This is a genomic window from Chitinophagales bacterium (assembly GCA_017303415.1).
Classification (GTDB): domain Bacteria; phylum Bacteroidota; class Bacteroidia; order Chitinophagales; family Chitinophagaceae; genus SpSt-398.
Window position 1 is genome coordinate 2516974 of record JAFLBJ010000001.1, and the last position, 25866, is coordinate 2542839.

Annotated in this window: 22 protein-coding genes; 11 read left to right on the forward strand and 11 right to left on the reverse strand. The window is 46.0% G+C overall.

The genetic code is table 11. The features are described 5' to 3' along the window. The first annotated feature begins 45 nt into the window (after positions 1 to 45). The gene (locus J0M30_10870; protein ID MBN8667995.1) at positions 46 to 1653 is read left to right on the forward strand and encodes an OmpA family protein; all 1608 of its coding nucleotides are present in this window, start codon (positions 46 to 48) and stop codon (positions 1651 to 1653) included. A 49-nt stretch (positions 1654 to 1702) separates the two neighbouring features. Here J0M30_10870 and J0M30_10875 read toward each other — a convergent pair whose 3' ends face one another. The 4 genes from J0M30_10875 to J0M30_10890 form a co-directional block, all read right to left on the reverse strand. Continuing rightward, the gene (locus tag J0M30_10875; GenBank protein MBN8667996.1) at positions 1703 to 2134 is read right to left on the reverse strand and encodes a hypothetical protein; all 432 of its coding nucleotides are present in this window, start codon (positions 2132 to 2134) and stop codon (positions 1703 to 1705) included. Between the two features lie 248 nt (positions 2135 to 2382). Further along, positions 2383 to 3924, reverse strand: coding sequence for an acyl-CoA carboxylase subunit beta (locus J0M30_10880; GenBank protein ID MBN8667997.1), 1542 nt, complete (start codon positions 3922 to 3924; stop codon positions 2383 to 2385). Between the two features lie 44 nt (positions 3925 to 3968). Then, entirely contained in the window at positions 3969 to 5444 is a 1476-nt protein-coding gene (gene accC / locus J0M30_10885) for an acetyl-CoA carboxylase biotin carboxylase subunit (protein MBN8667998.1), read from the reverse strand. Between the two features lie 40 nt (positions 5445 to 5484). Beyond that, complete coding sequence (locus J0M30_10890) at positions 5485 to 5976, reverse strand: acetyl-CoA carboxylase biotin carboxyl carrier protein subunit (protein MBN8667999.1); 492 nt, start codon at positions 5974 to 5976, stop codon at positions 5485 to 5487. A 332-nt stretch (positions 5977 to 6308) separates the two neighbouring features. On the opposite strand from J0M30_10890, the gene J0M30_10895 reads away from it, so the two are divergent. Together J0M30_10895 and J0M30_10900 are read left to right on the forward strand one after the other, a co-directional pair. Next, a complete protein-coding gene (locus J0M30_10895) occupies positions 6309 to 8210 on the forward strand; it encodes a gliding motility-associated C-terminal domain-containing protein (GenBank protein MBN8668000.1) in 1902 nt (633 codons plus the stop codon). 18 nt (positions 8211 to 8228) lie between these two features. Next, a complete protein-coding gene (locus J0M30_10900) occupies positions 8229 to 8942 on the forward strand; it encodes a DUF1211 domain-containing protein (GenBank protein ID MBN8668001.1) in 714 nt (237 codons plus the stop codon). A 1-nt stretch (position 8943) separates the two neighbouring features. Here J0M30_10900 and J0M30_10905 read toward each other — a convergent pair whose 3' ends face one another. After that, on the reverse strand, positions 8944 to 9273 hold the full coding sequence (locus J0M30_10905; GenBank protein MBN8668002.1) for a hypothetical protein: 330 nt from the start codon (positions 9271 to 9273) through the stop codon (positions 8944 to 8946). 278 nt (positions 9274 to 9551) lie between these two features. Between J0M30_10905 and J0M30_10910 the strand changes: the two genes are divergently transcribed. Continuing rightward, complete coding sequence (locus tag J0M30_10910; protein MBN8668003.1) at positions 9552 to 10784, forward strand: PQQ-dependent sugar dehydrogenase; 1233 nt, start codon at positions 9552 to 9554, stop codon at positions 10782 to 10784. Between the two features lie 88 nt (positions 10785 to 10872). Next, positions 10873 to 11607, forward strand: a complete 735-nt coding sequence (locus tag J0M30_10915) for a hypothetical protein (protein ID MBN8668004.1) — start codon at positions 10873 to 10875, stop codon at positions 11605 to 11607. Between the two features lie 47 nt (positions 11608 to 11654). Here the strand turns inward: J0M30_10915 and J0M30_10920 are convergent, their stop codons facing one another. From J0M30_10920 to J0M30_10940, 5 genes are all read right to left on the reverse strand, one after another. Continuing rightward, a complete protein-coding gene (locus tag J0M30_10920; GenBank protein ID MBN8668005.1) occupies positions 11655 to 12308 on the reverse strand; it encodes a hypothetical protein in 654 nt (217 codons plus the stop codon). A 67-nt stretch (positions 12309 to 12375) separates the two neighbouring features. Further along, entirely contained in the window at positions 12376 to 14058 is a 1683-nt protein-coding gene (gene hutU, locus J0M30_10925; protein MBN8668006.1) for a urocanate hydratase, read from the reverse strand. Between the two features lie 69 nt (positions 14059 to 14127). Beyond that, on the reverse strand, positions 14128 to 15690 hold the full coding sequence (gene hutH / locus J0M30_10930) for a histidine ammonia-lyase (protein ID MBN8668007.1): 1563 nt from the start codon (positions 15688 to 15690) through the stop codon (positions 14128 to 14130). 90 nt (positions 15691 to 15780) lie between these two features. Continuing rightward, positions 15781 to 16005, reverse strand: coding sequence for a hypothetical protein (locus J0M30_10935; GenBank protein MBN8668008.1), 225 nt, complete (start codon positions 16003 to 16005; stop codon positions 15781 to 15783). 346 nt (positions 16006 to 16351) lie between these two features. Beyond that, positions 16352 to 16768, reverse strand: a complete 417-nt coding sequence (locus J0M30_10940) for a hypothetical protein (protein ID MBN8668009.1) — start codon at positions 16766 to 16768, stop codon at positions 16352 to 16354. 264 nt (positions 16769 to 17032) lie between these two features. Here J0M30_10940 and ung point away from each other — a divergent pair, with 264 nt between their 5' ends. The 3 genes from ung to J0M30_10955 all read left to right on the forward strand — a co-directional run bounded on the left by ung (position 17033) and on the right by J0M30_10955 (position 19198). Further along, entirely contained in the window at positions 17033 to 17704 is a 672-nt protein-coding gene (gene ung / locus J0M30_10945) for a uracil-DNA glycosylase (GenBank protein MBN8668010.1), read from the forward strand. Between the two features lie 148 nt (positions 17705 to 17852). Beyond that, complete coding sequence (locus J0M30_10950; GenBank protein ID MBN8668011.1) at positions 17853 to 18443, forward strand: GNAT family N-acetyltransferase; 591 nt, start codon at positions 17853 to 17855, stop codon at positions 18441 to 18443. A gap of 23 nt (positions 18444 to 18466) precedes the next feature. Further along, positions 18467 to 19198 (forward strand): 1-acyl-sn-glycerol-3-phosphate acyltransferase, encoded by a 732-nt coding sequence (locus J0M30_10955; protein ID MBN8668012.1) that lies wholly within the window; start codon positions 18467 to 18469, stop codon positions 19196 to 19198. Here J0M30_10955 and J0M30_10960 read toward each other — a convergent pair. Beyond that, entirely contained in the window at positions 19183 to 21966 is a 2784-nt protein-coding gene (locus J0M30_10960) for an LPS-assembly protein LptD (protein ID MBN8668013.1), read from the reverse strand. The two genes, J0M30_10955 and J0M30_10960, sit on opposite strands and share 16 nt — an antisense overlap. Before the next feature lie 114 nt (positions 21967 to 22080). Between J0M30_10960 and J0M30_10965 the strand changes: the two genes are divergently transcribed. The 3 genes from J0M30_10965 (at position 22081) to J0M30_10975 (ending at position 25845) form a co-directional block, all read left to right on the forward strand. After that, positions 22081 to 23064, forward strand: coding sequence for an N-acetylmuramoyl-L-alanine amidase (locus tag J0M30_10965; GenBank protein ID MBN8668014.1), 984 nt, complete (start codon positions 22081 to 22083; stop codon positions 23062 to 23064). Positions 23065 to 23134: 70 nt separating this feature from the next. Continuing rightward, positions 23135 to 24127: an MCE family protein gene (locus tag J0M30_10970; protein ID MBN8668015.1), complete on the forward strand. Its 993-nt coding sequence runs from the start codon at positions 23135 to 23137 to the stop codon at positions 24125 to 24127. After that, a complete protein-coding gene (locus tag J0M30_10975) occupies positions 24127 to 25845 on the forward strand; it encodes an OstA family protein (GenBank protein MBN8668016.1) in 1719 nt (572 codons plus the stop codon). Before J0M30_10970 ends, J0M30_10975 begins: the two co-directional genes overlap by 1 nt. The last annotated feature ends 21 nt before the right edge of the window (positions 25846 to 25866 follow it).

The following is a 25866-nucleotide window of genomic DNA, read 5'->3' on the forward strand; positions in this document are numbered from 1 at the left end:
TTACATTTAAGTATTTCCTATTAATTTTCGGACAAATCCAATGTCGTGAAAAAAGCCATCCTCTTTTTTTCGCTACTGTTATGCCATGCCATTCTTTGGGCACAACCAGTGGTTGATACAGCCGGAAAACTGGTAGAACAGAAGACCAATGTCATTACCACCAATACCATTTTAAAAGTTGAGAACCTGGGGCCGGATATCAATACCGGACAGCCAGAATTACGCCCCACCATTTCTGCAGATGGCGACCTGTTATTTTTTATTTGTGAAAATGATCCGTTGAATACGCATTACCGCACGATACGTAATTCACAGGACATATGGTTTGCAGAACGGGATAGCACCGGAAGATGGGGTGAGGCCCGGCATTTGGGGTATCCTTTTAATACGGCTTATTACAATGCGGTTTACTGGATATCGCCGGATAAAAATAAAGTATTGCTGCGTGGTGCATTTGTGGAAGGCGATTACTACGGCAACGGATTAAGTTTTAGCCATCGGATGAAAAATGGGAAATGGAGCAAACCCAATATGCTTTTCATCAAAAATTACGAGAAGTATGATAAGGGGGCTCAATCCGGTGCTACCCTCTCCAATGATGGCAAGACCTTACTGATGTACATGGCCGCCGGTAAGAACCGGTATAACAATGACCTTTATTTTTCCAAATTGCTTCCGGATGGTACCTGGACAGAACCTAAGACCTTGGGAAAACACCTGAGTACGGATCAATACAATGAGCTGACCCCTTACCTCGCGGCAGATGGTGAGACCTTGTATTTTAGCAGCGACCGTCCTGGTGGATTGGGAGATAATGATATCTGGATGACCCGTCGATTGGATAAGAGCTGGCAAAAATGGAGTGACCCCGTAAACCTCGGTGCTCCGATCAATACGCCCGGATGGGATGCCTTCTTCACCCTGGATGCGGGAGGTGAGTATGCTTATCTCACCAGCAGTGATGCCAGCTATGGAGAAAGTGATATAGTGCGGGTAAAATTATTGGAGATCGAAAGACCAAAACCTGTTTTGCTTGTAAGCGGAAATGTATTCAACAAGAAAACCGGCGAACCGGTAAGTGCTTCACTTTTGTATGAGATATTGCCCGATGGTACAGAGGCCGGAAATGGATTGTCCAATCCGGATGATGGTGCCTTTCAGATCGTGTTGCCTTATGATAAAAACTACCTGATCCGCGCAACAGCCGATCATTTCTTTGCCCAGTCTGAGAACCTGAATCTGGATTCACTGGTGAAGGCCGGATACCGTGAGATACATAAAGACCTTTATCTGGTGCCCATTGAAGTGGGACAGGTTGTACGATTAAACAATGTCTTCTTTGATTTTGATAAATGGGATCTTCGTCCTGAATCCTTTCTTGAACTTGACCGGGTGGTACAGCTGTTAAAGGACAACCCGGCTATTGAGATCGAAATGAGTGCGCATACCGACAGCAAGGGGTCGGATGAGTACAATTTCAAACTTAGTGACAACCGTGCCCGATCAGTCATGGAATATATCCTGTCCAAGGGGATCGATTCAAAACGGATCACCTCCCACGGTTATGGGGAGTCGCAGCCGGTGGCCACCAATGAAACCGATGATGGCCGACAATTGAATAGAAGGGTGGAATTTAAGATCACCCGGAATTAGGATAGGCCGAACACCAGTTTGGTGTCTGGCCTGTCCGAGGGTATCCGGTCTATTTAAAAAATTGCTGGGAAAGTGAATTACCGATCACTTTAAACCCTTCGTTGCGTTTCACGATCTTGTAGCTATTGTTGATCGCCCGCATATTCGGGTTGGACAGGTGTTTTTCATCATAGGGATTCACCAGGTCGTTCTCACTGATCACCTGGCCGGCATCATCCGTAACCCGTTCAAAAACGCGATAACTGAAATGCCAGGGGTTCAGGTCATCATCCCCTTTGGAGTCATAGGTATCATTAAAGCCCTCAAAGATCAGCTCACTCGTATAATTTGGATGTTCTTCCAAAAATCTAGTGATATCAATGTGTTTATTCAGATCAGGGTCATCGTGCACGATCCCGGAATCCCAAACAACTTCTCCGTTGAGGAATACAACCAACCGGTTGTCAACTTTTTTTACATGTATCCAACATTCCCGCTTCATGGTAGTAACAAATTAAGGTTTAGCCAATTAGGTTTTAAATTCAGACACTAAAGTAAGGAATGACCCTTCCCTTGCGGATGACGGGGATTATTTGGAGGCATGATAAAAATTATTGAAAAAGGGGGAGTTTGTCAGGGAGGGGAGGATAAATCAGGAATAAGAAAGAGAAAATGAGTAATAGGGAAGGTAGAAATTCCAAAAACTCCGTACTTCCTTATTACTTATTTTCTCTTTCTTATTCCTGATTCTTATAACGGAATATTTCCGTGTTTTTTCCTTGGTCTTTTTGCCACTTTATTTTCCAGCATGGCAAAAGCCTTGATTAATTTTTTCCGGGTTTCGCGGGGTTCGATGACCTCATCAATAAATCCCCGTTCAGCTGCGGTGTAGGGATTGGCAAAGAGATTGGCATATTCGGCTTCTTTTTCCAATAATTTTTTAGCCGGATCTTCGGCAGCAGCGATCTCTGCCTTGAAGATGATCTCACTTGCTCCTTTGGCACCCATTACTGCGATCTCAGCGGAGGGCCAGGCAAAGTTCATATCTGCTCCAATGTGTTTGGAGTTCATTACATCATAAGCTCCTCCATACGCTTTGCGGGTAATAACTGTTACACGGGGAACAGTGGCTTCACTCAGGGCATACAATAATTTGGCCCCATTGGTGATGATACCATTCCATTCCTGATCGGTTCCGGGTAAAAAGCCGGGGACATCCACCAGTACCAGTAAGGGAATATTAAAGCAGTCACAGAAACGGGTGAACCTTGCGCCTTTTTTGGAACTTTCAATATCCAAAACGCCGGCGAGTGACATGGGCTGGTTGGCCACGATCCCTACACTACGTCCGGCCAGACGGGCAAAGCCAACAACGATGTTATCGGCATAATCTTTATGTACTTCAAAAAAGGTTTCCTCATCACAAATTCCTTCGATCACGGAGCGGATATCGTATGGTTGATTCGCGCTTTCCGGTACGATGGATTCCAGCACCTCGCGGGTTTCATCCTTCATGGTGTAAGGTAGTTTGGGCACCACATCCTCACAGTTCTGAGGCATATAGCTCAACATTCTTTTCACCTGGTTGATGCAATCCACATCATTCACGGCTGTCAGGTGTGTTACCCCCGATTTGGTAGAGTGTGTGGAAGCGCCACCCAGTTCTTCGGATGTTACCTCTTCATTGGTTACTGTTTTTACCACATTAGGGCCGGTAACAAACATATAGCTGGTTCCTTCCACCATGATGGTGAAATCGGTCATCGCCGGAGAATAAACGGCTCCACCGGCGCAGGGCCCCATGATGGCGGAGATCTGGGGTATGACACCTGAGGATTGAACATTACGGTAAAAAATATCGGCATAGCCACCCAGCGAGCGAACACCCTCCTGTATACGGGCACCACCCGAGTCATTCAATCCAACCATGGGGGCACCGGTTTTCATCGCCAGATCCATGATGCGACAGATCTTTTCGGCATGGGTTTCTGATAAGGCGCCACCAAAGACGGTAAAATCCTGGGCAAATACATACACTAACTTTCCATTGACCGTACCGTAGCCGGTGATCACCCCGTCACCAAAAAATTTCTGGTCTTCCATCCCAAAGTCTTTGGTCCGGTGTGTTACCAGCGCTCCTACTTCTTCAAAGGAACCGGGGTCCATCAGGAGATCAACACGTTCCCGTGCCGTCAGTTTCCCTTTTTTATGCTGGGCGTCGATCCGTTTAAGGCCACCACCCATTTTACCTTCTTCTAATTTATCGCGGAGTATTTCAACTTTTGATTTCATCATTAAGGTTTTTTTGCAGAATAAGATTGACGAAAAATTACTGATCAATGTGCCAACCGGCGTTTCCAGCTTGTGGATTTATTCTCCACCGGATTAAGGACCTTTTGGCTATCGAACCAGTAATACAGGGCAGCCAAAGCGGCGATCCCTGCATTCTCTTTTTGTTTATCCTTGATCTTTTCCGGTGTGTAATAATCTTTTACAAAATGCGTATCAAACATACCGGAAATAAAAGCCTGGTGTTCAAATACAAAAGTTCCAAATGGCATTGTGGTGGACAGGCCTTCGATCTTATAATCCTTGATGGCCTGTTTCATTTTTTGGATGGCTTCAGTCCTGTCCTTACCATGCGTGGCCAGTTTGGCGATCATGGGATCGTAGTAAATTGGAATGGCCATTCCTTCTTCATACCCATCATCAACCCGTACGCCATCACCCGTGGGTTTTTCATATTTGGTGAGAGTGCCTATTGACGGAAGGAAATTGTTCAATGGGTCTTCAGCATATACCCGCAATTCGATGGCATGGCCATTGATGACAAGGTCATCCTGGGTCATACGCAATTTTTCTCCGCGGGCGATCCGGATCTGTTCTTCTACAAGATCGATACCGGTGATCATTTCTGTAACCGGGTGTTCCACCTGAAGCCGGGTATTCATTTCCAGAAAATAAAAATTCAGTTTATCATCCATCAGGAATTCAACTGTTCCGGTAGAGGTGTAATTACAGGAACGGGCCACCATGACGGCCGCTTCTCCCATCCGCTGGCGGATCTCAGGAGTAAGGATCGATGAAGGGGATTCTTCCACCACTTTCTGGTGGCGGCGTTGGATGCTGCATTCCCTTTCAAACAGGTGGATCACATTCCCAAATTTATCAGCGAGTACCTGAATCTCGATATGTCGCGGGGAGGTGACATATTTTTCAATGAATACAGAGCCGTCACCAAAGGAGGAAGTGGCTTCACTGATCGCTCTTTCCATTTGTTCCTGCAGATCAGATTCCTTTTCTACGATCCGCATGCCTTTACCACCACCACCGGCGGAGGCTTTGATCAGGATCGGATAACCGATCTTGGCGCCAATTTCTTTGGCCAGTTTGATATCGGTGATGGCCTGGTCAATCCCGGGTACCATCGGTATATCGTATTTTTTTACACATTCCTTGGCGGCCAGTTTTGATCCCATGATACGCATGGCATCCGGGCCCGGCCCGATAAATGAAATACCGGCATCTTCCACCTTTTGGGCAAATTCGGCATTCTCACTCAGGAACCCATACCCCGGGTGGATACCATCCACGCCCAGTTCCTTACAAAAGGCAATTATCTTATCTCCGTTCAGATAGGATTGATTGGAGGGTGCAGGCCCCAGACAAACCGCTTCATCTGCATAGAGTACATGAGGCGAATGACGGTCAGCTTCCGAATATACTGCAACGGATTTGATCCCCATCCGGCGTATCGTACGCATGATCCGAAGGGCGATCTCTCCTCTGTTAGCAACCAAAATCTTTTGCATATGGTCTATTTTTCAATGTTCGTTATGAGTAATAGGATAATTATTCCAGTTCAACCAGTACCTGGTTCTTTTCTACAGCCTGTCCGGGTTTCACCAAAATCTTTTTGATCTTGGCTGAAGCATGGATCATGAGGCTGTTCTCCATTTTCATGGCCTCGAGGATGAGAATCTTATCGCCTTCATTGACCTCCTGCCCTTCTGTAACAGCAATGGCAAGTACCAATCCGGGCATCGGGGCTTTGATCTCCTTAAGGTGTTTACTTGAGACCTGGTTGAACCCCAGCTTCTCAAGCATTTGATCCAACGGATCTCCTATCTCGATCTCAAAGGATTCGCCATCCACTTCCAATTTCATTTTCTTGGCACGCGGGTCAGCCTCATGAAAGATTACAGTGGCGGAGCGATGACCATGGATCAGATGGTATTCATATTCAGATTTTCGTACCAGATCGAGTTGATCAACCTCGCTCTTTTCAAAGAGAAAAACGAAATCATTCGCTTTGACTTTGTACTTGTTATTATTTTCAGGCATATGGCTAAGGGGTTTTCTGTAAGTAATTTAAACTATTTGTTCCAGGTTTGGAGGAAGGAGGGGAACTGTTGGCAGTGGGCGTCTGATGCTGTAAAAGGTTCATAAATAACCTGTAATCAGTCCGCAAGGTTGAACATTTCATCGGACCCGGTTATGATTAACGTCACTTCTGGGCATGATTCAAAAAAAGAATGGCAGGCAACCCCGACAAGCGAGGGTTCGTTTTATCAATTTCAGTAAATTACGGATATAAACCACCCCACTTGGCTGATCTGACGAGAAAATGCTCGCCGGGAATAATTTCAGTTCCCTGGTCCTACCTGTTGTTAACAATGGTGTGGATTATTTCGTTTACCCCCCTGCGTGGTCAGGATTGTCCCCCTAATATTGATTTTGAATCAGGCGATTTTACCAATTGGAAGTGCTATACCGGTCATGTGGCAGCCATTGCCAATGAGAATGAGATCAGTTTAATCGAATCCGGAGGTCCGGTTTCCAATCGGCACACCATGTATTCATCGGCCACCAATCCTGGCAACGATCAATATGGAGGCTTTCCGATTATGTGCCCGAACGGAAGCGGTTATTCCATCCGGTTGGGAAATGACCTCGGAGGCACTGAGGCAGAGGGCATTTCGTATGAATTCACCATTCCGGCCAACCGAAATACCTATTCGTTGGTGTATCACTATGCGGTGGTTTTTCAGGATCCCTTTCACCTGGAATACCAGCAACCCCGTCTTGAACTTGAGATCATGAATGTGACGGACAATGAATTGATCGATTGCTCCTCCTTTACCTTTTTTCCTAACGGTTCCCTGCTTCCGGGTTTCTTTATCTCCCCCATCCGGGTAGATTCAGTGGATGTATGGTGTAAGGACTGGAGTGCCGTTTCCATAAACCTCAATAACCAGGCAGGTAAAACGATACGCTTATTCTTTAAAACAGCCGATTGTACTTTTCGTCGCCATTTCGGATATGCCTATATCGATGTGAATTCGGAATGCAGCAGTGAGTTTGTTGGCGCCGCTTATTGCCCGGGTGATACACTGACCCGTGTGACGGGTCCATACGGTTACCAGGACTACACCTGGTTCAACAGTAATTTTTCGCAGCAACTGGGAGCGGGACAAACCATTACCTTAAGACCACCACCTCCGGTTGGTACCATTTTAGCCCTCGAAGTATTGCCCTATAACGGATATGGATGCCCGGATACCTTTTATGCCCGGATGGTGGATACCCTGAATGTACAGGCACGAGCCGGGCCTGACCTTATTTCCTGTAACGGTATTCCGGAACAGATCGGCACCATTCCTGTACCCGGAATCGTTTACCAATGGACGCCGGTCACCGGTCTGTCAAACCCATTGATCTCCAATCCGCGTGCAGGTCCTCTGGGAACCACTGCCTACACGCTGCGGGCATCCAGCCAGGGAGGTGGCTGTATTGACTATGACACCGTTATTGTCACAGCTTCGATTACGGATACGGCGCTCCATGTTCTGGGCAAGGAACAATATTGCGAAGGTTCGCTGGATAGTGCCGTGTTAGTGGTCAATCCCAATACCAGTATTCTATGGTATAATGGAGAATCTCCGATTCCTGGCGGTGTTACTAACCGGTACAGAGCCATGGAAACAGGAAATTTCCGGGCCCGGATCATCAATAGTGATGGTTGTGAAGCATTCACCCGAACCATCCCCGTTGTGGTAGAGATTCCAGTTCCAGGTATCCGCTATCCCGATCAGTTTGCCGTGGAAGAACTTCCTCAGGTATTAACGGCCCGTGACCTGGGTGGCAACTCCTACCTGTGGCAACCCCCTGTCTTCCTGCAGGATGCCACTTTGAGGAATCCGACTTTCCGGGGTGAAGGAGATATCACCTATACGATTGATATACTTTCACAAGCGGGTTGTTTAACGGTAGATACTCAGTATGTCAAGACATTTAAGGAAGTAAAATTCTATGTTCCCACCGCCTTTACCCCCAACAATGACGGATTGAATGACTACCTTCGACCAACCGCAGCGGGGATCAAAGAAATTCGTTTCTTCCGGATCTACAACCGGTGGGGCCAACTGGTATTCGATCTGGCCAGTGATCCCAGAGGTTGGGATGGAAGGATTTCCGGTAAAGACCAATCCTCTCAGGTAGTGGTCTGGGTTGCAGAAGGAATTGGAGTGGATAACCAACGATATAGTGGCAAGGGCACGGCCCTGCTCATTCGTTGATTAACCAACTTCAATCATATGATCCGACAAAAGTTATTTACAAAACCATCAGGTGCTTTTCATGAGCGTGGAATAGAGATCAAACGCGTAGAAGCATTAAGTGATGCAGTATTCGCATTTTCTGTTTCCCTATTGGTAGCTTCGCTTGAAGTACCTCAAACTTTCGAGGAACTTAAACTTATCATAAGCGGGGCCCTCCCCTTTTTTGCTACAGTGTCCATTTTATTTCTCTTCTGGTACCAGCAGAATGTTTTCTTTCGCCATTATGGGCTGAATGACAGGCCGACCATTGTCCTCAACCTGGTCTACCTCGCCATCATTCTGTTTTATCTGTATCCATTAAAATTCCTGTTCTCGATCTTGCTTACATCCTGGACAGGTCTTGACCTTTTCCCCAAAGCAACAGAGCATGGATTAACAGTTCTTTCCGCGCATGATTTTCCCCAATTGATCATTTTATTCAGCATTGGATATATCTGTTTGTGGCTGGTTGTATATGCCATGCATCGAAGGGCTATGCATGTTTTGCTGTCACCCGTCTTAAATGAATATGAAAAGGTTTATACCCTCAAGGAATTACGGGGGGCATTATTGAATGCTTCCATCGGTGGTATTGCCTTATTATTTTCCCTATTAAAATGGGAACTGATAGCCGGACTGGCCTATCTGGCCATTCCGGTGGTCCTGGCAGTCAACCAATGGGTATTTCAAAAACAGCTGCGAAAAAGGTAAGCTATTCAAAAAGAAAGTACAATCCTACCACGATCATTGTGATGGCCACAGAGGTAAGGCCATACAGGATAAGATTGAACATTTCGGGGATGGGATTGAAAATAGAGAGCATGCAACTGATGAATCCGGCAAAGGCACCCAGGCTGGCCCAGATAAAGCCCTTGCTTTGCCGGCGGGCATGTTTCATCTTCTTGTATTCTTTTACATATTGACCGGCGATCTCCGGCTCCACCAGTAGCGACTGAAGTTTCCCTTCCACCGCGGAAAGGTCAAGGCCGTCCGCTATCCACTGGCGGAGAAGCCCCTGGTCAATGGCTGCAATCGTAGACATAAGAGGTTTCGTTTGTGTAGTGGGAATTCCCCCATTTCATTTGGCCATTGAATATAATATTTTTTTTAAAAAACCCCTTTTCTGATGACCTTTTTTGCCTTTTCCCGATGCTAAAAGAGAAAGCAGATAAAAATTCTCATGTTGAAGGCAGCAAATAAGAGGGGCTTTTTTTAAGGCCCTTCACTTTTTTATCCCCCCACCCAAAATCCCGAATGGGTATCTACGGATTTATTGATAAATTGTACTTTATTTTGAAACGAAGTCCCAACTAACGAAATATGTACAAAAAATCAAGTATCTGCATTGTCGCGGCCTCTCTCCTGACCTGGGCCACCAGCTGTGCCAACAACAATCCCTCTGCGCGTATTGACGGGTCGGCCGACACAACCGGTCTTCCGCCTGTGGAGACCCGCAAAGCAAACACCAATTATGCCCCTGCAAATAAAGGGCAAACCAGGATTGGAGGGGTCAAGACCAAAGCCTCCTATACCGTTACTATGCTGGCGGAAAAGCTGGGTAAACCCTGGGCGGTCATTGGCCTTCCTGACGGACGGCTCCTTGTAACCGAAAAATCCGGATACATGATGATCCTGGATGCCAATGGTCAAAACAGCAAAAAGATAACAGGTTTTCCAGCCGTGGATGACCGCGGCCAAGGGGGCCTTTTGGATGTAGCCCTGGATCCCTCTTTTGCCCAGAATAAAATGATCTACTGGTCCTTCTCCGAAAAATCCGGTGTGGGTAACCTGATGGCCGTCGCCAAAGGAAAACTCAATGAGGCAACGGCAAAAGTTGAGAACCCAACGGTGATATTTCGGGCAACCCCGGCTTTGAACAGTACGTTACATTATGGATCCAGATTGATCTTTGCCCGTGACGGGAATTTATTTGTCAGCACCGGCGAAAGGTCAATTTTGGAAGGTCGGGTTCAGGCTCAGGACCTTTCATCCGGACTTGGAAAGATCTTTCGCATCACTAAAGAAGGGAAACCGGCACCTGGGAATCCATTCATCGGAAAACCGAATGTCATGCCAGAGATATTTGCTTATGGTATCCGGAATGCACAGAGCCTTGATATACATCCGGTAACCGGAGAACTCTGGGAAGCAGAATTTGGACCACGTGGTGGAGATGAATTGAATATCATCCGGTCAGGTAAGAACTATGGATGGCCGGTGATCACTTATGGAATTGAATACAGTGGTTCCAAAGTGGGTGAAGCGCTTCAGCAAAAAGCAGGGATGGAACAACCCATTTATTACTGGGACCCCACCCTATCCCCCAGTGGAATGGCTTTTTACAAAGGAACCGCGATTCCCGAATGGAAGAACAACCTGTTTATCGGGGGATTGAGTGGCCAGCACATTGCAAGGATTGTTATAAAAGATAATAAAGTTGTAGGCGAAGAACGATTACTGGCTGATAAGAACGAGCGTTTCCGGGATGTGTTGTATTTCAACAACGCCCTGTATACAGTTACGGATGGCGGGAAATTGTATAGAATTAAATAGGATTGAATTATTATTAATTATTGATTATGGATTGTACGGAAATTGATGCCTACATCATGACCCAATAATTAGTAATCAATAATTAATAATGATTTTAAAGACATCCTTATATTGCCTCAGTTGCTTACTGCTGTTTTCCTGCAGTAAGGATTACAGCTTTGAAGGAGGTCCTGACCTGATCGACAACGGTCCACCGGTGGATACAGTACAGGTTGTACCCACTACCAACCCCGATTATTTTCCCCTTACAGAAAACAGTCGTTGGATCTATGATGACATGACCTTTCCCGGCGATTCGGTCATTCGCAGTTTTCTGGCGCCTACCACGATCGAAAACCTTCCCTACGAGGAATGGAATGAATTTAAAAGCTTTTACCCGGCCAATAATAAACAGTACTACCGAAAAACAGGCGACAACTATTACCGGTATACTTCCGTCAGTGGTTTCACCAGCTACCTCAATTTCTCTCCCTCGATCTATGACCATCTGAATTTCTTAAAAGAAACCCTGACGACCGGTGAAACCTGGTATTCTCCCGATTATCAGGGAAGAACCAGCGTAGGCATACAGGTAAAATTACTTCGCTACCAGTTTCGTTGTGTAGATGCCAATGCCACCGTTACCGTTAATGGCAACACCTTTGCACACGTTTACGTAGTACAAATGCGGCCGGAAGTATGCGACCCGGGTGGCATCCCCCAACCTACGGGAGAAATGCACACGTTGTATTATGCAAAAGGAATCGGGCTTATTTACAGCCTCTTTTACAATACCATCAAGACACACGAGGTATTAAAGATCCGGAAGTGGATCATACAATAGCATCAATAAACCAAAGGGCTAAGAGCTATTTGCAATTAGGCTTTGGCTTATTTTATGTAAACCAAAAATCCGGTTCCTATCGAGAATGACTTTCGCTCCTGGGTTTTCACTTTCGCTATTGAATATCCAACAGACAATTCGAAGGAAACTTTTGGATTGATGAACAAGACGGGTCCTGCCAAAACAGAAAACGTATTTACATTGTATTCTGATTTTGCTACAGAAGTGCTGTAACTTGGCATACCACCCGAACCAAAGGCCGGAGATAGGGCCTGAGCCGATTCTATTCTTGTTTTTTCCTTACCATAGGTCCATCCTATTTCAGAAAACAGATTTATTTTTTGTTTGGCCGGTAAAAGATAATATCGCAAAAATGGGCCTACGGCAAACTGGGAAATTTTATTCTCTGTATTCGTAATCGTTTCATACAGCGGGTTGATGGAATACACATATTGATCCTGTTTCTGGTGCTGCAGACTTACAGTGAGGCCGACCGCTAACTTATCCATCACAAATATCCCCGACTTAGGTTCAACCGCATATTGGGTCTGTTTGTAGTTTTGTTTAAAAAAAGCCTCATCCTGATCTGATTTGTCAGCCGAGAATCGACCTGTTCCACCAATCAAAATTGATCCCTTTTCAATTTGGGCATTTGCTCCGATAGTTATAAGGAGAAAAATACCCGTTATCCATTTATTCATAAAAACTGTTTAAGTGATTTAAGGTTTCTCACATTGCCCGACAGGATGGTTGATCGCAGCGGTAAATTTATAATCGAGCATCTATATTCAGTCCGAAACTCACCGAAGTTTGCTTTGCCAGATCATACCCTGCATCGGCGTGGCGTATAACCCCCATTCCCGGATCATTGCGCAGTACACGTGCCAGACGAGCAGCGGCCGCATCGGTACCATCTGCTACGATCACCATTCCTGCATGAATACTATACCCCATTCCTACCCCACCCCCATGGTGCAAAGATACCCAGCTCGCTCCTCCGGCGGTATTCACCAGAGCATTGAGTAGTGGCCAATCGGCCACCGCATCACTACCATCCAGCATGGCCTCTGTTTCGCGGTTGGGACTTGCCACCGATCCGGTATCAAGGTGATCGCGACCTATGACGATCGGTGCCTTCACCTTGCCCGTTCTTACAAGTTCATTAAAGGCCAATCCTGCTTTTTCTCTTTCCCCCTGCCCCAGCCAGCAAATCCTGGCCGGCAATCCCTGAAAAGCGATCTTCTCTTTGGCCAACGTGATCCATCGCCGAAGCGAGGTATTTTCCGGAAACAATTCAAGGATCAATTCATCCGTCACTGCAATATCGGCCGGATCACCACTTAAAGCTGCCCAGCGAAAAGGCCCTTTGCCTTCACAAAATAATGGACGTATATAAGCCGGGACAAAACCAGGAAAAGCAAAACATCTGCCTTTTGGAAAATCCAATATTCCATTGGCTGGATCATTCTCGAACTCTTCCGCCCGGGCCCGGATATTATTTCCATAGTCAAAAGTGATCGCTCCTTTATCCATCAATTGCACCATCAATTGTACATGCCGGTACATACTCTGGTAGCTGAGTTGGATATAGGCAGCCGGATCTTTTTCACGCAAGCTATTCGCTTCCTGATTATTGAGCGTATGTGGCACATACCCGATCAAAGGGTCATGGGCGCTGGTTTGATCCGTTAGCGTATCCGGGATTATCCCCCTTTCCACCATCCTTTCCAGGAGTCTGACAGCGTTTGCCAGCACACCGATGCTTTTTGCGGCACCTGTTTTTTTATACTCAAGGGCCTTGTCAATAGCCTCGTCTATATCCAGGCTTTTCTCATCAAGATATCTTGTCTCCAGCCGTTTATCGATCCGCCATTCTTCCACTTCGGCAATCAGGGCTACGCCGCCATTCATGGTAATGGCAAGGGGCTGGGCGCCACCCATACCACCGAGGCCTGCCGTCACATTCAACGTGCCTTTAAGTGAGCCTTGATAGTGTTTATCTGCCAGGGCTGCATAGGTCTCATAGGTCCCCTGCACGATGCCCTGGCTACCAATATAGATCCAGGAACCCGCAGTCATCTGGCCATACATCATCAGGCCTTTTTTCTCGAGTTCATCAAAATGCTCCCAGGTGGCCCAATGAGGCACGAGTTGACTATTGCTCAACAGAACGCGTGGTGCATCGGGATGAGTTTTCAGAATACCAACTGGTTTCCCGCTTTGAATCAATAAGGTTTCATCATTCTCGAGGATGGTCAGGGCTTTCAGGATATTTTCGAGCGCCTGATGGTTTCTGGCAGCTTTGCCTCTCCCACCGTATACGATGAGGTCCTCTGGCCTTTCCGCAACCGCCGGGTCCAGGTTGTTCAGAAGCATCCGATAGGCGGCTTCCTGTATCCATCCTTTGCAACGGAGGGCGGTACCAGTAGGGGTTTGGGGAATTGTGGACATATGAAATTTTTTATTTCCCGCTGCAGACGCGGCGGCAGTTAATACAGCGTGCTTTGGCTACAACCAGATTTACAAAATAAATTCATCGAAGTGGGCATTGAGAAGTACTCCCTGCTCATGGGCAAAAGCATTCACCCGTTCTACCAATCCGAATTCTTTTATCAGTCCGGATACCTTATTGATATCTTCAGCAAATATTCGGTCTTCCTTTGCAAAACTCACGTAATCACGTACATATTCATGCGCAAACTCCAGCACAGCCGAGCTTTTTAATGGCCTCCTGAATTCAATGGCCTGGCAGGCGGAGAGTAATTCAATGGCCAGAATATACTCCAGGTTATCTAATACCCGATTGAGTTTTCGCCCGCTGATGCTGCCCATGCTTACATGGTCTTCCTGTCCCAGCGAAGTGGGAATACTGTCCGCGCTGGAAGGAAAACAAAGGGTTTTATTTTCCGTTACCAAAGCAGCCGTGGTGTATTGCGGTATCATAAAACCTGAGTTCAAGCCAACATCTTTCATCAGCAACATGGGGAGTCCCCATTTACCTTCCAGGAGCAGGTAGCATCGGCGGTCGCTGATATTGCCGATCTCGGCGGCGGCAAAACAGGCATAGTCAAGGGGCAGTGCCATGGGTTGGCCATGGAAATTTCCTCCACTAACGGTATCATCTGCTTTGAAAACGATCGGATTATCCGTTACGGCATTCAACTCCACCTGTGTCATTTCTTTTAAATGTAACCACGCGTTGCGCGAAGCGCCATGTACCTGTGGCATGCAACGCAGCGAATAAGGATCCTGCACCCGCCCGCAATCCACATGGCTCTGCATGATATCAGAACCTTCGAGTAAAAGCCTGAGCCGCTGGGCTACCAGCAGGTTTCCGGCATAAGGGCGAAGTTGATGAAGACGATTATCAAAGGGGGCCTTGGTCCCGGTAAGTGCTTCGAGGCTCATGGCCCCGATAATATCAGCCGCCTCCAGACAATTGTGCATCCGCTGGACAGCTTTTACCGCAAAAGAGAGGATGAACTGGGTGCCATTGATCAGGGCCAGTCCTTCCTTGGGGCCCAGTTGCAGGGGCAATATTCCTTTTTGTTTTAAAACCTTGTGTGTATCCAGCCTTACCCCATTCAGGTAGCATTCGCCTAAACCGATCAAAGGGAGAAAAAGATGGGCTAAAGGGGCCAGGTCACCACTGGCGCCTACGCTACCCTTTTCCGGAACAACCGGTATGATATCCTGTTCGATATGCCAGCTTATCCGTTCCAGTGTTTCCATTCGGATACCACTATACCCTTGTGCCAGGGCATGAACCTTGGTAATGAGCATCAACTTGGCAATCTCAATGGGAATGGGATCGCCTACGCCTACGCTATGGCTTTGAAGGATCTTGTGCTGAAGTGTGGTGGTATCCTCGGCTGAAATCCGGGTATTTGACAAAATACCAAAGCCGGTATTGATGCCATACACGGTTCGTTCCTGTTCTACGATAGCCGATACCTGGCGTTGGCTTTCTTCAATTTTTTCCCTGGCCTGGGTGGATAGAATCCCTTTTAATTTCCCCTGGGCAATGTCCAGCGCCTTCGCTGGAGTCAGGGAATCTATACCGTAATGAAATGTATCATTCATGGGTTGCAATCTCGGTCAAAAGTAGGAGATTATTTTGGTTTTAAGGGGAGGCCAAAAGAGAAGAAAAGTGAATAGTGAATAGTGAATAGATCAATACCTGTTTTTTTTAATAGTATACCGGTCATGACCGATAGGATAACCCAATTCCCAGCCTTTTGTCTGATAATAGGTTTCAATGCTGCGGAATGTTTTAAAAAGGGAATCACAGGCAAAGGCGGGATCATGGATACGATATCCTTCTTGACTTTTTGTAATGATGGTGTAACTGTTCTCCCGACAGGAAACAAATAGCAATACAAGTAGAACCCACTTCATGTTTAATGGTTTTTAATGAATGGGGCCGGATGATCTCGTAAAAAATAAGTGGGGTTATGACTAAACCTGATCAGGTTTAGCAAATGTGGTTAGTAGCAAACTTATTGCAAATTTTGAAATTGTCAAACGGGTGGAGAATTTTTTCTGCGGGAATTTCCATAGCAATCTAAGTAAGATTGAAGCAATAAAAAACCCCGCCGATGGCGGGGTTTCTGTGATCCGGATTGGATTCGAACCAATGGCCTGCTGCTTAGCGTACCTACTACAACTTTCGTTGCTTTCGCCAGTGGCGAAATTTGGGGTCTGGACTATAACTTCACCATCTCAGGTGTGCCACGTTTAGTCTCTACGGAACCTTTCTAAATTCATCAGCCTGATGAATTCCAACAGATTGATGATTTAAAGACTTACTTACTCTCAAAGTAATTGATTCATTGTACGATTTTGGATCAAAATAATAACAACAATCAGTTTGTGGACAATAAACAGCGTAAACATCAACTTTACTTTTATCTATTTTCTTTGATCGAACTCCACGCGAACTGCTGTAGTTACTCCTAAAAGGCACCTCAAGAGAACCTCTCTTTGTCAAATTCCTATACTTTACCTGAACAGTTTTGAATACACCATCCTTATATATTGCAAGATCAAATGGTGCATGTTCAGTTTCAGGTGACAAAATGAGATACCCTTGATTAAATAAATCCAACTTTGCCTTCAGTACGCCAAGATCACCTTTGTTTTTTGTATGATGAAAAATCATCCGTCAAATTACAAAAGCTTGACCTAAAGTTTCCTCGGTATCGCCATCTGTAAACACGTACAGGAAGGGTTCACCGATACGGTGGCATCCACTTGAACGGTTCTCTTTCCCGTTCAAGGCTCCAATTTTTAAAGGCAGCTGCTCTATCCAGCTGAGCTACCGGACCATATTTTAAAGAACTAAGAGCTTGAAAGGGATATTCCCCTTAAAACTCACAAGTGTGCAAAGGTAATTTTTTTTTAGCTTGCAGCCAAAGCATACAGCATGGACGTAAAAATAGAGGGGTCGTGGAAACAAGCACTTCATGCAGAGTTTGATAAACCTTATTTCAAGCAGATCGTCCTTCATATAAAGACTGAAAAAGGCCAGGGCAAGACCATCTACCCTCCCGGCTCAAAGATCTTTCATGCCTTTGACCAAACCCCGATCGATCAGGTCAAGGTAGTGATATTGGGCCAGGATCCTTATCATGGCGCAGGCCAGGCACATGGACTGAGTTTTTCGGTTCCTAATGGTGTGCCTCCCCCGCCTTCGTTGATCAATATCTTCAAAGAAATTCAATCCGATATCGGGGTAGAACCTCCTCGTCATGGCAACCTGGAACATTGGGCCAAACAAGGCGTCCTGCTCCTGAATGCCTCTCTTACCGTTAGGGCGGGCGAACCCATGAGTCATTCCAAGATCGGCTGGGCCATTTTCACCGATACCGTCATCAAAACCATTTCTGAAAAAAAGAAACATGTGGTGTTCCTGCTCTGGGGAAAATTCGCCCGGGAAAAAAAGATACTGATCGATACCAGTAAACACCTGGTGCTTGAATCGGCACACCCTTCTCCCCTTTCCGCCCATAACGGTTTTTTTGGAAACAGACATTTTTCAAAAGCCAATGAATATCTGGTAAAGAATCGGATCGAGCCGATAGATTGGTGCTGTTAGTTGGTAGCAAATAGCTATTAGCTGTTTGCTGTTAGCCATAAGCCAATAATAACTTTTAAAGTCAATACCGTTAAGATAATGTCGAAATTGCATTACATTTCAACCTTAACCAAAAGCTAATAGCTAATAGCTTATAATCACCTCCCCCATGTTTCCAACAGACCTCCAACTTCAAACCTCGCTTGTTACCCTCCGGCCCCTTGACAGAAGTGACTATGATGCTTTTCTCCGGCTGGCTGGGGAAGATCCATCCATGTGGCAATATTTCTCGCTGAACCTGGGAGATCCCGACCAACTTCATCGGTGGTTTGATTTGGCAGAAAGCGATAGACGGGCAAACACACGCCGGCCCTTTACCATCATTGAGAAAAAAACAGGATTTATCGCAGGCTCCAGCAGCCTGGGTAATATTTCCCTGTATGATAAACGGGTAGAGATCGGATGGAGTTGGTTGGGTAAACCATTTCGCAGTACCGGCATCAATGTACATGCAAAGTATGCCATGATGAAATATGCTTTTGAATCAGCCGATATGGAAAGAGTGGAATTCAAAACGGATGTACAAAATACCCGTGCCAGAAAGGGACTGGAAAAAGTAGGCGGAATGGAAGAAGGCACCCTCCGAAGCCATATGACCATGTGGAACAACCGGCGGCGCACCTCAGTATATTACTCCGTATTAAAAAATGAATGGCCGGAAGTAAAAAGGAAATTGGAACAGGACTATGAAATCGGGTAGTTTTGTCGCGTAAAATAAATTTCATGCGTAATATTCTTGCCAGGATATGGGCTTTTTGGGGGCTGCTTAGCTTTGTTGCCACCTTCCTTGTCTTTGTATGGCCTTCGCTGGCTTGCTATCTTATTCCCGAACCACGTGGGCAAAAGATTTTCATCGATTTGTCAAGGGTCTGGATGAGTATTTGGCTGAGAATGGTAGGTTGCCCCTTGACTGTAAAAGGCAGGGAGCATTTTAAAAAAGGGGAAGCCTATATTGTCACCTACAACCACAATTCCTTTATGGATGTTCCCCTCTCCTGCCCTTTTATTCCGGGAGCGAATAAAACCATTGCCAAGAAATCCTTCACCCGCATTCCCCTTTTTGGTTGGTACTACAGCAAGGGGGCTGTATTGGTGGATAGAAAAAGCGATGCCAGCCGGAGAAAAAGTTATGAGGAAATGAAAAGTGTGCTTGCCAGGGGCATGCACATGAGTATTTACCCCGAAGGTACCCGCAACCGGACAGACCAACCACTTAAAGCCTTCTATGATGGTGCCTTTAAACTGGCTTGCGAAACAGGACACGCGATCATTCCTGGTGTGATCTTTCATACCCGAAAAGTACTCCCCACCCACAAAGCCTTTTATTTCTGGCCTCGAAAACTGGACATGCATTTTTTACCTCCGGTATCACCTGCCGGTAAAACCGTGGAAGAATTAAAATCCGAAGTATTTGAGATCATGAAAACGCATTACACCTCCTATTCCCCGGAATAGAAGGACCTTGTCCGGTTGATCTTGAGGTCTTGCAGAATAGATGCTTTGGGACTGATGCTGATATTAAAGAACCGGAAATTACCTACCGGCGTCACGTTGATAGACATTTGCCAGCAGTGCATTTCACGGGAAATGGTCAATTGAAGACTCTGCAGTTTGGTATCCTTGAGGTCATAAAGTCCATTGGCAGAGAGTTTCCATTTAGGAGCCAGATTAAACCCACCAGAGAAATTCAAACTGGAATAGATGTCTTTTTGAAACCCACTATAATCCGGTTTCAGCCGTTCTGAAAAGTTGAGTGATAATCCCACGCTTAGGTTCCAGTCAACATTAAAATCGACAAACTCATTTGGATTTTGTTGCATATAGTCCAACAACCTTTGCTGATCAGCGGCCAATAAGGGATCGTCTGCATAAGATTGCTCAATCTCCTCTTGTCTTTTCTTTTCTTTCTCAGGATCCTTTGGCTTACTCTGGAAGCTGGTGGAAATGGAAACGGTACCACTCGTCAATCGTCCGGGTTTTAACTTACCACCCTGCCAGGCATATTTGGCAATACGGTATCCACTGGAATCAAACTGATAGGGATTCAAAACCCCACTGGCCGTGATATTGATCTTATCAAACAAGGTGCTACGGACATACATGGAAATATCACTCAGGTTCAGTGAATCAAGCAAGAGGTTATAGCTTCCGGTAATTCCATATCCATCGATCAGTTTTACTTTCTTACCTTCTTTGGCGGCAGCACTGGTATCATTCTTTGGCCGCAGTTTCATCTCCAGGTTATTGTCAATGGAGAAACTCATACCGGCAAATTTTCGACCACCGGCAAAGGTGTATACCGAACCGCCAATGGCATTATAATTCAGTGTCCGGCCTGTTGTATCCACCTGAACTTTACGGAGATATTGTTTATTCAGATCCGGCGTGAAACTAAAACTGAGTGAAGGTCGAACGACATGTCGCAAGGCCATCAACCTTGAATTCTTGAAACGGAATAAACCAAATACAGCTGTACTAAAGGAAAGGGAGAAACCAGTACTTTGTTCTATGAACAAACCTTTATTGAAGGCCGTGTCCACTTTTTTTGTCACGTCATTCCAGGTATAATCTGTCGTGCGTTGGATCCAGTTTTGGCTGTAAGAAATCCCTGGGGAAATGATCACATTTCCATTCAAAACCGGGGGGAGGGCCAGGGTGATGGGTACATTGTGCCGCGCTGAATAGTAAGCAGTATCCAGTAAATATTTTAACAAGGGTTTGATCCCATTTTTTCCATAGGTCAGGGTATCATAGAAACTGACGGAGTTGGTAAAGGAACCGTTATAGGCGATCCCGAGTTTCTCATACCATTTTGGTGTTCCAAGGAGTTTCTTTTTTTGAAAGGGATAAAGGGTGCTGACCGTAAACCCTACATTGGGAATATTCAGGTTCACCAATCGGGTGCGGCTGTTCTGGTTATGGTTGGCACTCAGTGTCAGGTTATAGGGTTTGCCCGTCCAGGTTTTTGAATAGGCAATGGATGAACTCAATTGGTTCTGCAGGTTCAGATTGGGGCTATAGGCCACATATTGGTTATACTTGGTTGAACCGGCGGACACATTTCCGGAAAAAGTAGTACCCGGTCTGGCCCTTGAATCCACCGCATGATTCCAGGTTACAAAAAAGGTCTTTACCCGGTTGAAATCCGGATCCCCTTTAAAGTTGAATTTCGTATTCTGGTATTTCAAACTAAAGGCACCATTGTAGCGATATCTTTTGCGATAGGTTGGCCGAATATCAAACGACCACCCACCATAGGAATAGAGATTGGTACGTAGGGTGACATCAAAATAATCATTCAGCACCTTGTAATACCCCATCCCTTCCAATCCTAAACCAAATTGGTCATTCACCGTGAACTGGGGAGGAAGGAAGCCAGAATGACGTCCCCGGTTGAGTGGGAAGAAACCAAAAGGCAGATAAATGGGAATGGGCACCCGTTCAAACTCCGGATGAATAGGCCCCGAGATCGCAACTTTGCCTGTTACGAGTTTGATCCTGCTGTAGCGAAACCCAAAATGCGGTTCGTCATAGTTACAGGTTGACAAAACCCCATTGCTTGCATAGATGGTGTCTCCGATCTTTTTGGAGTTGGTTGCCTGGAGAAAAATCTCTTCCTGTTTGGTAAAAGTATTTTTGGTCAGCCCTTTTTGTGTTTTGAGATTGAATTGTATCTGATCACTCTGGAAATCCTGTTCACCCTGAACAAACCGGACCCTTTCCAATATCCGGCCTGCCGAGTCCCGGCTTCCCACGGCTGTTACCAATTGGGTCTCCTGGTCGAGCTCCAGCATGGGAGCTCCCAATTCGATATCCTTGAAATTCGTTTTGGTCTTTCCATAAAGAAATACTTTCCCCGTATCCACAAGTACCACCGCCGAATCCTCCGCCTCGTAATAGATCGGCGCATCAAGCGAATCACGGGATAATTTGTAGGAAATGGTATCGACCCTGGTGACAGTTATCGAATCTGGTTTTCCAGAGGGGACAGTATCCGTTGGAGCAATGGCAGAAATGGCGTTGTTCACAGCTGGTCTGGCCTCTGCGGGCTCTTGTGAAACAGGTACACTGGGAGAGTTGCGCAGGTTTTTTGGGGGTCCTTTTACCGGAATGGTATCCCGGTGTTTTGTTAAAGTGCTGTAAAAATCGCCTGGGCCTGCATAATAAGCGGCAGTTTTCCACGTCTGTGTAAAAAATAATACAGCAGTGAATAGGGCTGTCAAGCAGTAAATTGAACTAATTTTGCGCAGTCGATTCATACGGTAATTGGCAAAAATAAATGTTTAATACCTAAATGATTGTGAAGATTAAACTAACCCTTCCTTAAAAAACGTATGATGAAGAGAAATGTCCCTTTTTTCCTGGCGATACTGATCAGTTCCGCAGCTCTTTATTCCTTTGTAGAGCCCCCCTACCAGAAGAGTGTCAACACCATCATTGTTGACCCTGGTCATGGAGGTTTTGATTCAGGCGCCAAAGGCTCCTATTCCACGGAAGCGCAAATATGCCTGGAAGTGAGTATGAAACTGGGCAAAATGCTTGAAAAAGAGATCCCTGACCTGAAGGTTTTGTTCACCCGTACCACCAATGTTATGGCAGGGAATAAGGCTACAAAAAACGAAGGGCTTCGATACCGGGCCGATTTTGCCAACCAATCAGGCGCCGACCTTTTCATCTCCATCCACTGTAATTCTGCCCCCCGGATAAAACACAGTACACCGATCGGATACAAGTATGTTGGAAAGGGTAAGAAAAGACGGAAGGTCCGTACCTATCGTACGACCTATTCCCCCAATCCCGCGCATGGCACCGAGACCTTTGTATGGGCCGTTGATAAAAATGAGGCGAAACAAGATGCCCTGAAGGCTGAAGACATGTATGGGGAAGATGATTCCACCATTGTGGCCCCCGATGAAAATGACCCGGTGATCCGGGCGCTCCGATTACTTTATGCCAAGAAATTCTTTAAGAACAGCGTTACACTGGCGGATATGGTAGAAAAGGAATTTGTGTCCTCCGGCCGGTTTAGCCGTGGTGTGAAACAAAGAAATGAGGCTGGTATCTGGGTACTTCAGGCTACGGGTATGCCAAGTATATTGGTAGAATGTGGGTTTATGAGCCACAAGGAAGAAGAAGACTATCTCAACAGCGATAAAGGCCAGGAAGAAATCTGTGGCAGCATTACCAATGCAGTGAAGAATTATATCACCTGGCTGGAGAATCATCGCCAAAATGGCAATAATGGGGATGGAGGCACCCCTTCCAGCAAGTCCAAACCTGCTGCCGTAATGCCCAGGAATACGGTAAAAAAAGCAAGTTGACACCTGAAATGGCTGAGTTTTTACTAATTTGCCCCTCGATTAAGGGTTCAAGCCCTTTTAAATCAGGCAAATGAAAATAAGTAACGAATTTAAAGTTGGTATTCTCGTCATAGTCGGCCTTACCCTACTGATCATTGGATTTAACTTTCTGAAAGGGAAGGATGTCTTCAACCGGCAAACGAAACTCTACGCCGTTTTCTCTGACCTGGGTAGCCTTCAAAAATCAAACCCCGTAAAGATCAATGGTCTTGAAGTTGGTACGGTGTATGATTTCAAGGAGATGGACAAGGATCTCAGCGGGATCATCATAACGATCAATATGAACCGGGATGTGAATATCCCAACCAATTCCGTTGCCACCATTGAATCAGAATTACTCGGAACCGGTCTGATATCCATTACCAAAGGCGATGCTACCACCTACCTGAAATCGGGAGATACTTTGCACACCGACAAACAGGCCAGTCTGCTTTCGAGCGTTACAGCCCAGGTGACCCCTACCCTGACCAAAGTGCGCGAGTCGCTTGACTCGGTTAAAATGGTCATGAGTTCGGTGAATAAGATTTTTGATCCCAATACCAAAGGAAATATTCAAGCCATCATCGCCAATCTGATGGTCACTACCGCTTATTTACAAGACCTGCTGAATACCCAAACCGGTGCACTGGCCCAATCGCTGAATAACCTGAATTCGTTTACAGGAAACATGAAGAAGAACAATCAACAGATTGATTCCATCATGATCAATACCGCCAATGCCACCCGAAAATTTGCTGAACTCGATCTGGAAGGAACGCTTTCCACCTTGCAATCCACCCTCGATCAGTTAAAAGGGTCAATGGCCAAACTGGATAGTAAAGAAGGATCGCTGGGTCTGCTGCTTAATGACAAGCAGCTTTATGTGAACCTGAATAATACACTGGTGAGCCTGGAAACCTTGCTTGATGATGTACGTACTCATCCTAAACGGTACGTTAATGTTTCCGTCTTTGGCAAAAAGGATAAAAGCGGCCCCTTATCTTCGCCTACTCCCAAAGACTCTGTTATCATAGAAAAGAACTGATGACCCGAACGTTTACCCTCCTGTTTTTCTTCCTGCTGCTCACAGGGGGATTATTTGCCCAGGTATTACCCAGGACCACTACATTAACCCCTGCCGATACGGTGCGTCTCGTAGAGGTACTGGAAAGCAAAAAACTGGAATTTCTCCGCATCGATTCGATGACCGAATTACAGATCATGGTTGGCAATGTCAAACTCAGACAGGGTAACTCCACTTTCTGGTGCGACAGTTGTGTAAAGAATGAGAAGACAGGCATCTTTGAAGCCTTTGGGAGAGTTCACCTGAATGATAATGATACTACAGATGTTTACTCCGATTACTTGCTCTATAATATCAATACCCGGCTGGCCAACCTGCGAAAGAATGTAAAACTCACGGATGGCAAAGGAGTGCTGACCACCCAGGAACTGGACTATGATGTCAATACCAAGATCGGAACCTATAAGAATGGTGGAAGAGTGGTGAATGACAAAACTGTCGTCACCAGTAAAGAAGGTGTCTATTATTCCGATCTGCGGGATGTATATTTTAAAAAGAATGTAGAACTCAAAAACCCGGAGTTCTATGTCAAGACCGACTCGATTCTCTACAATACCGGCAATGAAACTGCAAGGTTCATTGCCCAGACCTTTATCCGGGATAGTAGTGGCCGGACGATTGATACCCGGGAAGGATATTATAACCTGAAAACAGGTAATGCCGAATTTGGCCGGCGGTCCGTTATCAATGATGGTGACCTGCAGGTGACGGGTGATATGATCTATAATAATGACAGCCTGGGGATAGTTCAGATCGAAGGAAATGGCATTGTCAGGGATACGGCGCAGGGAAGAACGGTCATTGCCAATAAGATCTTTGTGGATAAGAACAAGGACGCTTTTCTGGCCACCCAGAAACCGGTGATGATCATCAAAGAAGATCAGGACTCCATATTCATTACCGCCGATACGCTTTTCTCGGCCCGGCTGACCGATCTGTATGGGAAGGCAAAGAAAGATACCGTAGCGAAAGATTCCTTATCTGCCACGCCATCCGATTCCACCTCGACAACCCTTACTCCTGCTGATTCCCTGACTGCCCCACTCCGTGATACGATAGTGAAATTGGAGCCATTGCAACGCGACAGCCTCCAGGTAAACGATGATAAAGACAGTACCAACCGCTATTTTGAAGCCTTTCGAAATGTGCGGATATTCTCTGATTCCCTTCAGGCGGTTTGCGACAGTATGTTTTATTCCTTTAAAGACTCCACTTTCCGGTTATACGATAACCCTGTGGTATGGACCAATAAGAACCAGGTATTGGGTGATACCATTCTATTATTTACCCGAAACCGGAAGGCACATAAAATGGAGGTATTTAACAATGCCTTTTTAGCCGCGCAGCTTGACCCGGAGATATTCAACCAGATCCGGTCACGACGTGTCGATGCCTGGTTTACGGATGGCAGCATTGATTCTGCCCGGGCCCGTGGTGGTGCTGAAAGCATTTATTTTGTACAGGACCAGGACAGTGCCTATACCGGGGTCAACCAGTCGGAATGTGAATTGTATGATGTGTATTTTATCGAGCAGGAATTAAAACGCATCGTGGCGCGCAACAATGTTAAAGGCGTGTTATGGCCAATGAGGCAAAAATCACCCACCGAAATGCGTCTGATCGGCTTCCAGTGGCTGGAGGAGAAAAGGCCCAAGACCTGGTTCGAACTCTTCGAGTGATTTTGACATTTCATTTAAACT

What these genes read in the sequence shown, in the direction of transcription:
- J0M30_10915 (MBN8668004.1), top strand. Translation starts at nt 10,873, where the DNA reads ATGATTTTAAAGACATCCTTATATTGCCTCAGTTGCTTACTGCTGTTT.
- hutU (MBN8668006.1), bottom strand. Translation starts at nt 14,058, where the DNA reads ATGTCCACAATTCCCCAAACCCCTACTGGTACCGCCCTCCGTTGCAAA.
- J0M30_10940 (MBN8668009.1), bottom strand. Translation starts at nt 16,768, where the DNA reads ATGATTTTTCATCATACAAAAAACAAAGGTGATCTTGGCGTACTGAAG.
- J0M30_10905 (MBN8668002.1), bottom strand. Translation starts at nt 9,273, where the DNA reads ATGTCTACGATTGCAGCCATTGACCAGGGGCTTCTCCGCCAGTGGATA.
- J0M30_10900 (MBN8668001.1), top strand. Translation starts at nt 8,229, where the DNA reads ATGATCCGACAAAAGTTATTTACAAAACCATCAGGTGCTTTTCATGAG.
- J0M30_10970 (MBN8668015.1), top strand. Translation starts at nt 23,135, where the DNA reads ATGAAAATAAGTAACGAATTTAAAGTTGGTATTCTCGTCATAGTCGGC.
- J0M30_10955 (MBN8668012.1), top strand. Translation starts at nt 18,467, where the DNA reads ATGCGTAATATTCTTGCCAGGATATGGGCTTTTTGGGGGCTGCTTAGC.
- J0M30_10920 (MBN8668005.1), bottom strand. Translation starts at nt 12,308, where the DNA reads ATGAATAAATGGATAACGGGTATTTTTCTCCTTATAACTATCGGAGCA.
- J0M30_10935 (MBN8668008.1), bottom strand. Translation starts at nt 16,005, where the DNA reads ATGAAGTGGGTTCTACTTGTATTGCTATTTGTTTCCTGTCGGGAGAAC.
- J0M30_10875 (MBN8667996.1), bottom strand. Translation starts at nt 2,134, where the DNA reads ATGAAGCGGGAATGTTGGATACATGTAAAAAAAGTTGACAACCGGTTG.
- J0M30_10910 (MBN8668003.1), top strand. Translation starts at nt 9,552, where the DNA reads ATGTACAAAAAATCAAGTATCTGCATTGTCGCGGCCTCTCTCCTGACC.
- J0M30_10890 (MBN8667999.1), bottom strand. Translation starts at nt 5,976, where the DNA reads ATGCCTGAAAATAATAACAAGTACAAAGTCAAAGCGAATGATTTCGTT.
- accC (MBN8667998.1), bottom strand. Translation starts at nt 5,444, where the DNA reads ATGCAAAAGATTTTGGTTGCTAACAGAGGAGAGATCGCCCTTCGGATC.
- hutH (MBN8668007.1), bottom strand. Translation starts at nt 15,690, where the DNA reads ATGAATGATACATTTCATTACGGTATAGATTCCCTGACTCCAGCGAAG.
- J0M30_10965 (MBN8668014.1), top strand. Translation starts at nt 22,081, where the DNA reads ATGAAGAGAAATGTCCCTTTTTTCCTGGCGATACTGATCAGTTCCGCA.
- J0M30_10880 (MBN8667997.1), bottom strand. Translation starts at nt 3,924, where the DNA reads ATGAAATCAAAAGTTGAAATACTCCGCGATAAATTAGAAGAAGGTAAA.
- ung (MBN8668010.1), top strand. Translation starts at nt 17,033, where the DNA reads ATGGACGTAAAAATAGAGGGGTCGTGGAAACAAGCACTTCATGCAGAG.
- J0M30_10975 (MBN8668016.1), top strand. Translation starts at nt 24,127, where the DNA reads ATGACCCGAACGTTTACCCTCCTGTTTTTCTTCCTGCTGCTCACAGGG.
- J0M30_10895 (MBN8668000.1), top strand. Translation starts at nt 6,309, where the DNA reads ATGGTGTGGATTATTTCGTTTACCCCCCTGCGTGGTCAGGATTGTCCC.
- J0M30_10950 (MBN8668011.1), top strand. Translation starts at nt 17,853, where the DNA reads ATGTTTCCAACAGACCTCCAACTTCAAACCTCGCTTGTTACCCTCCGG.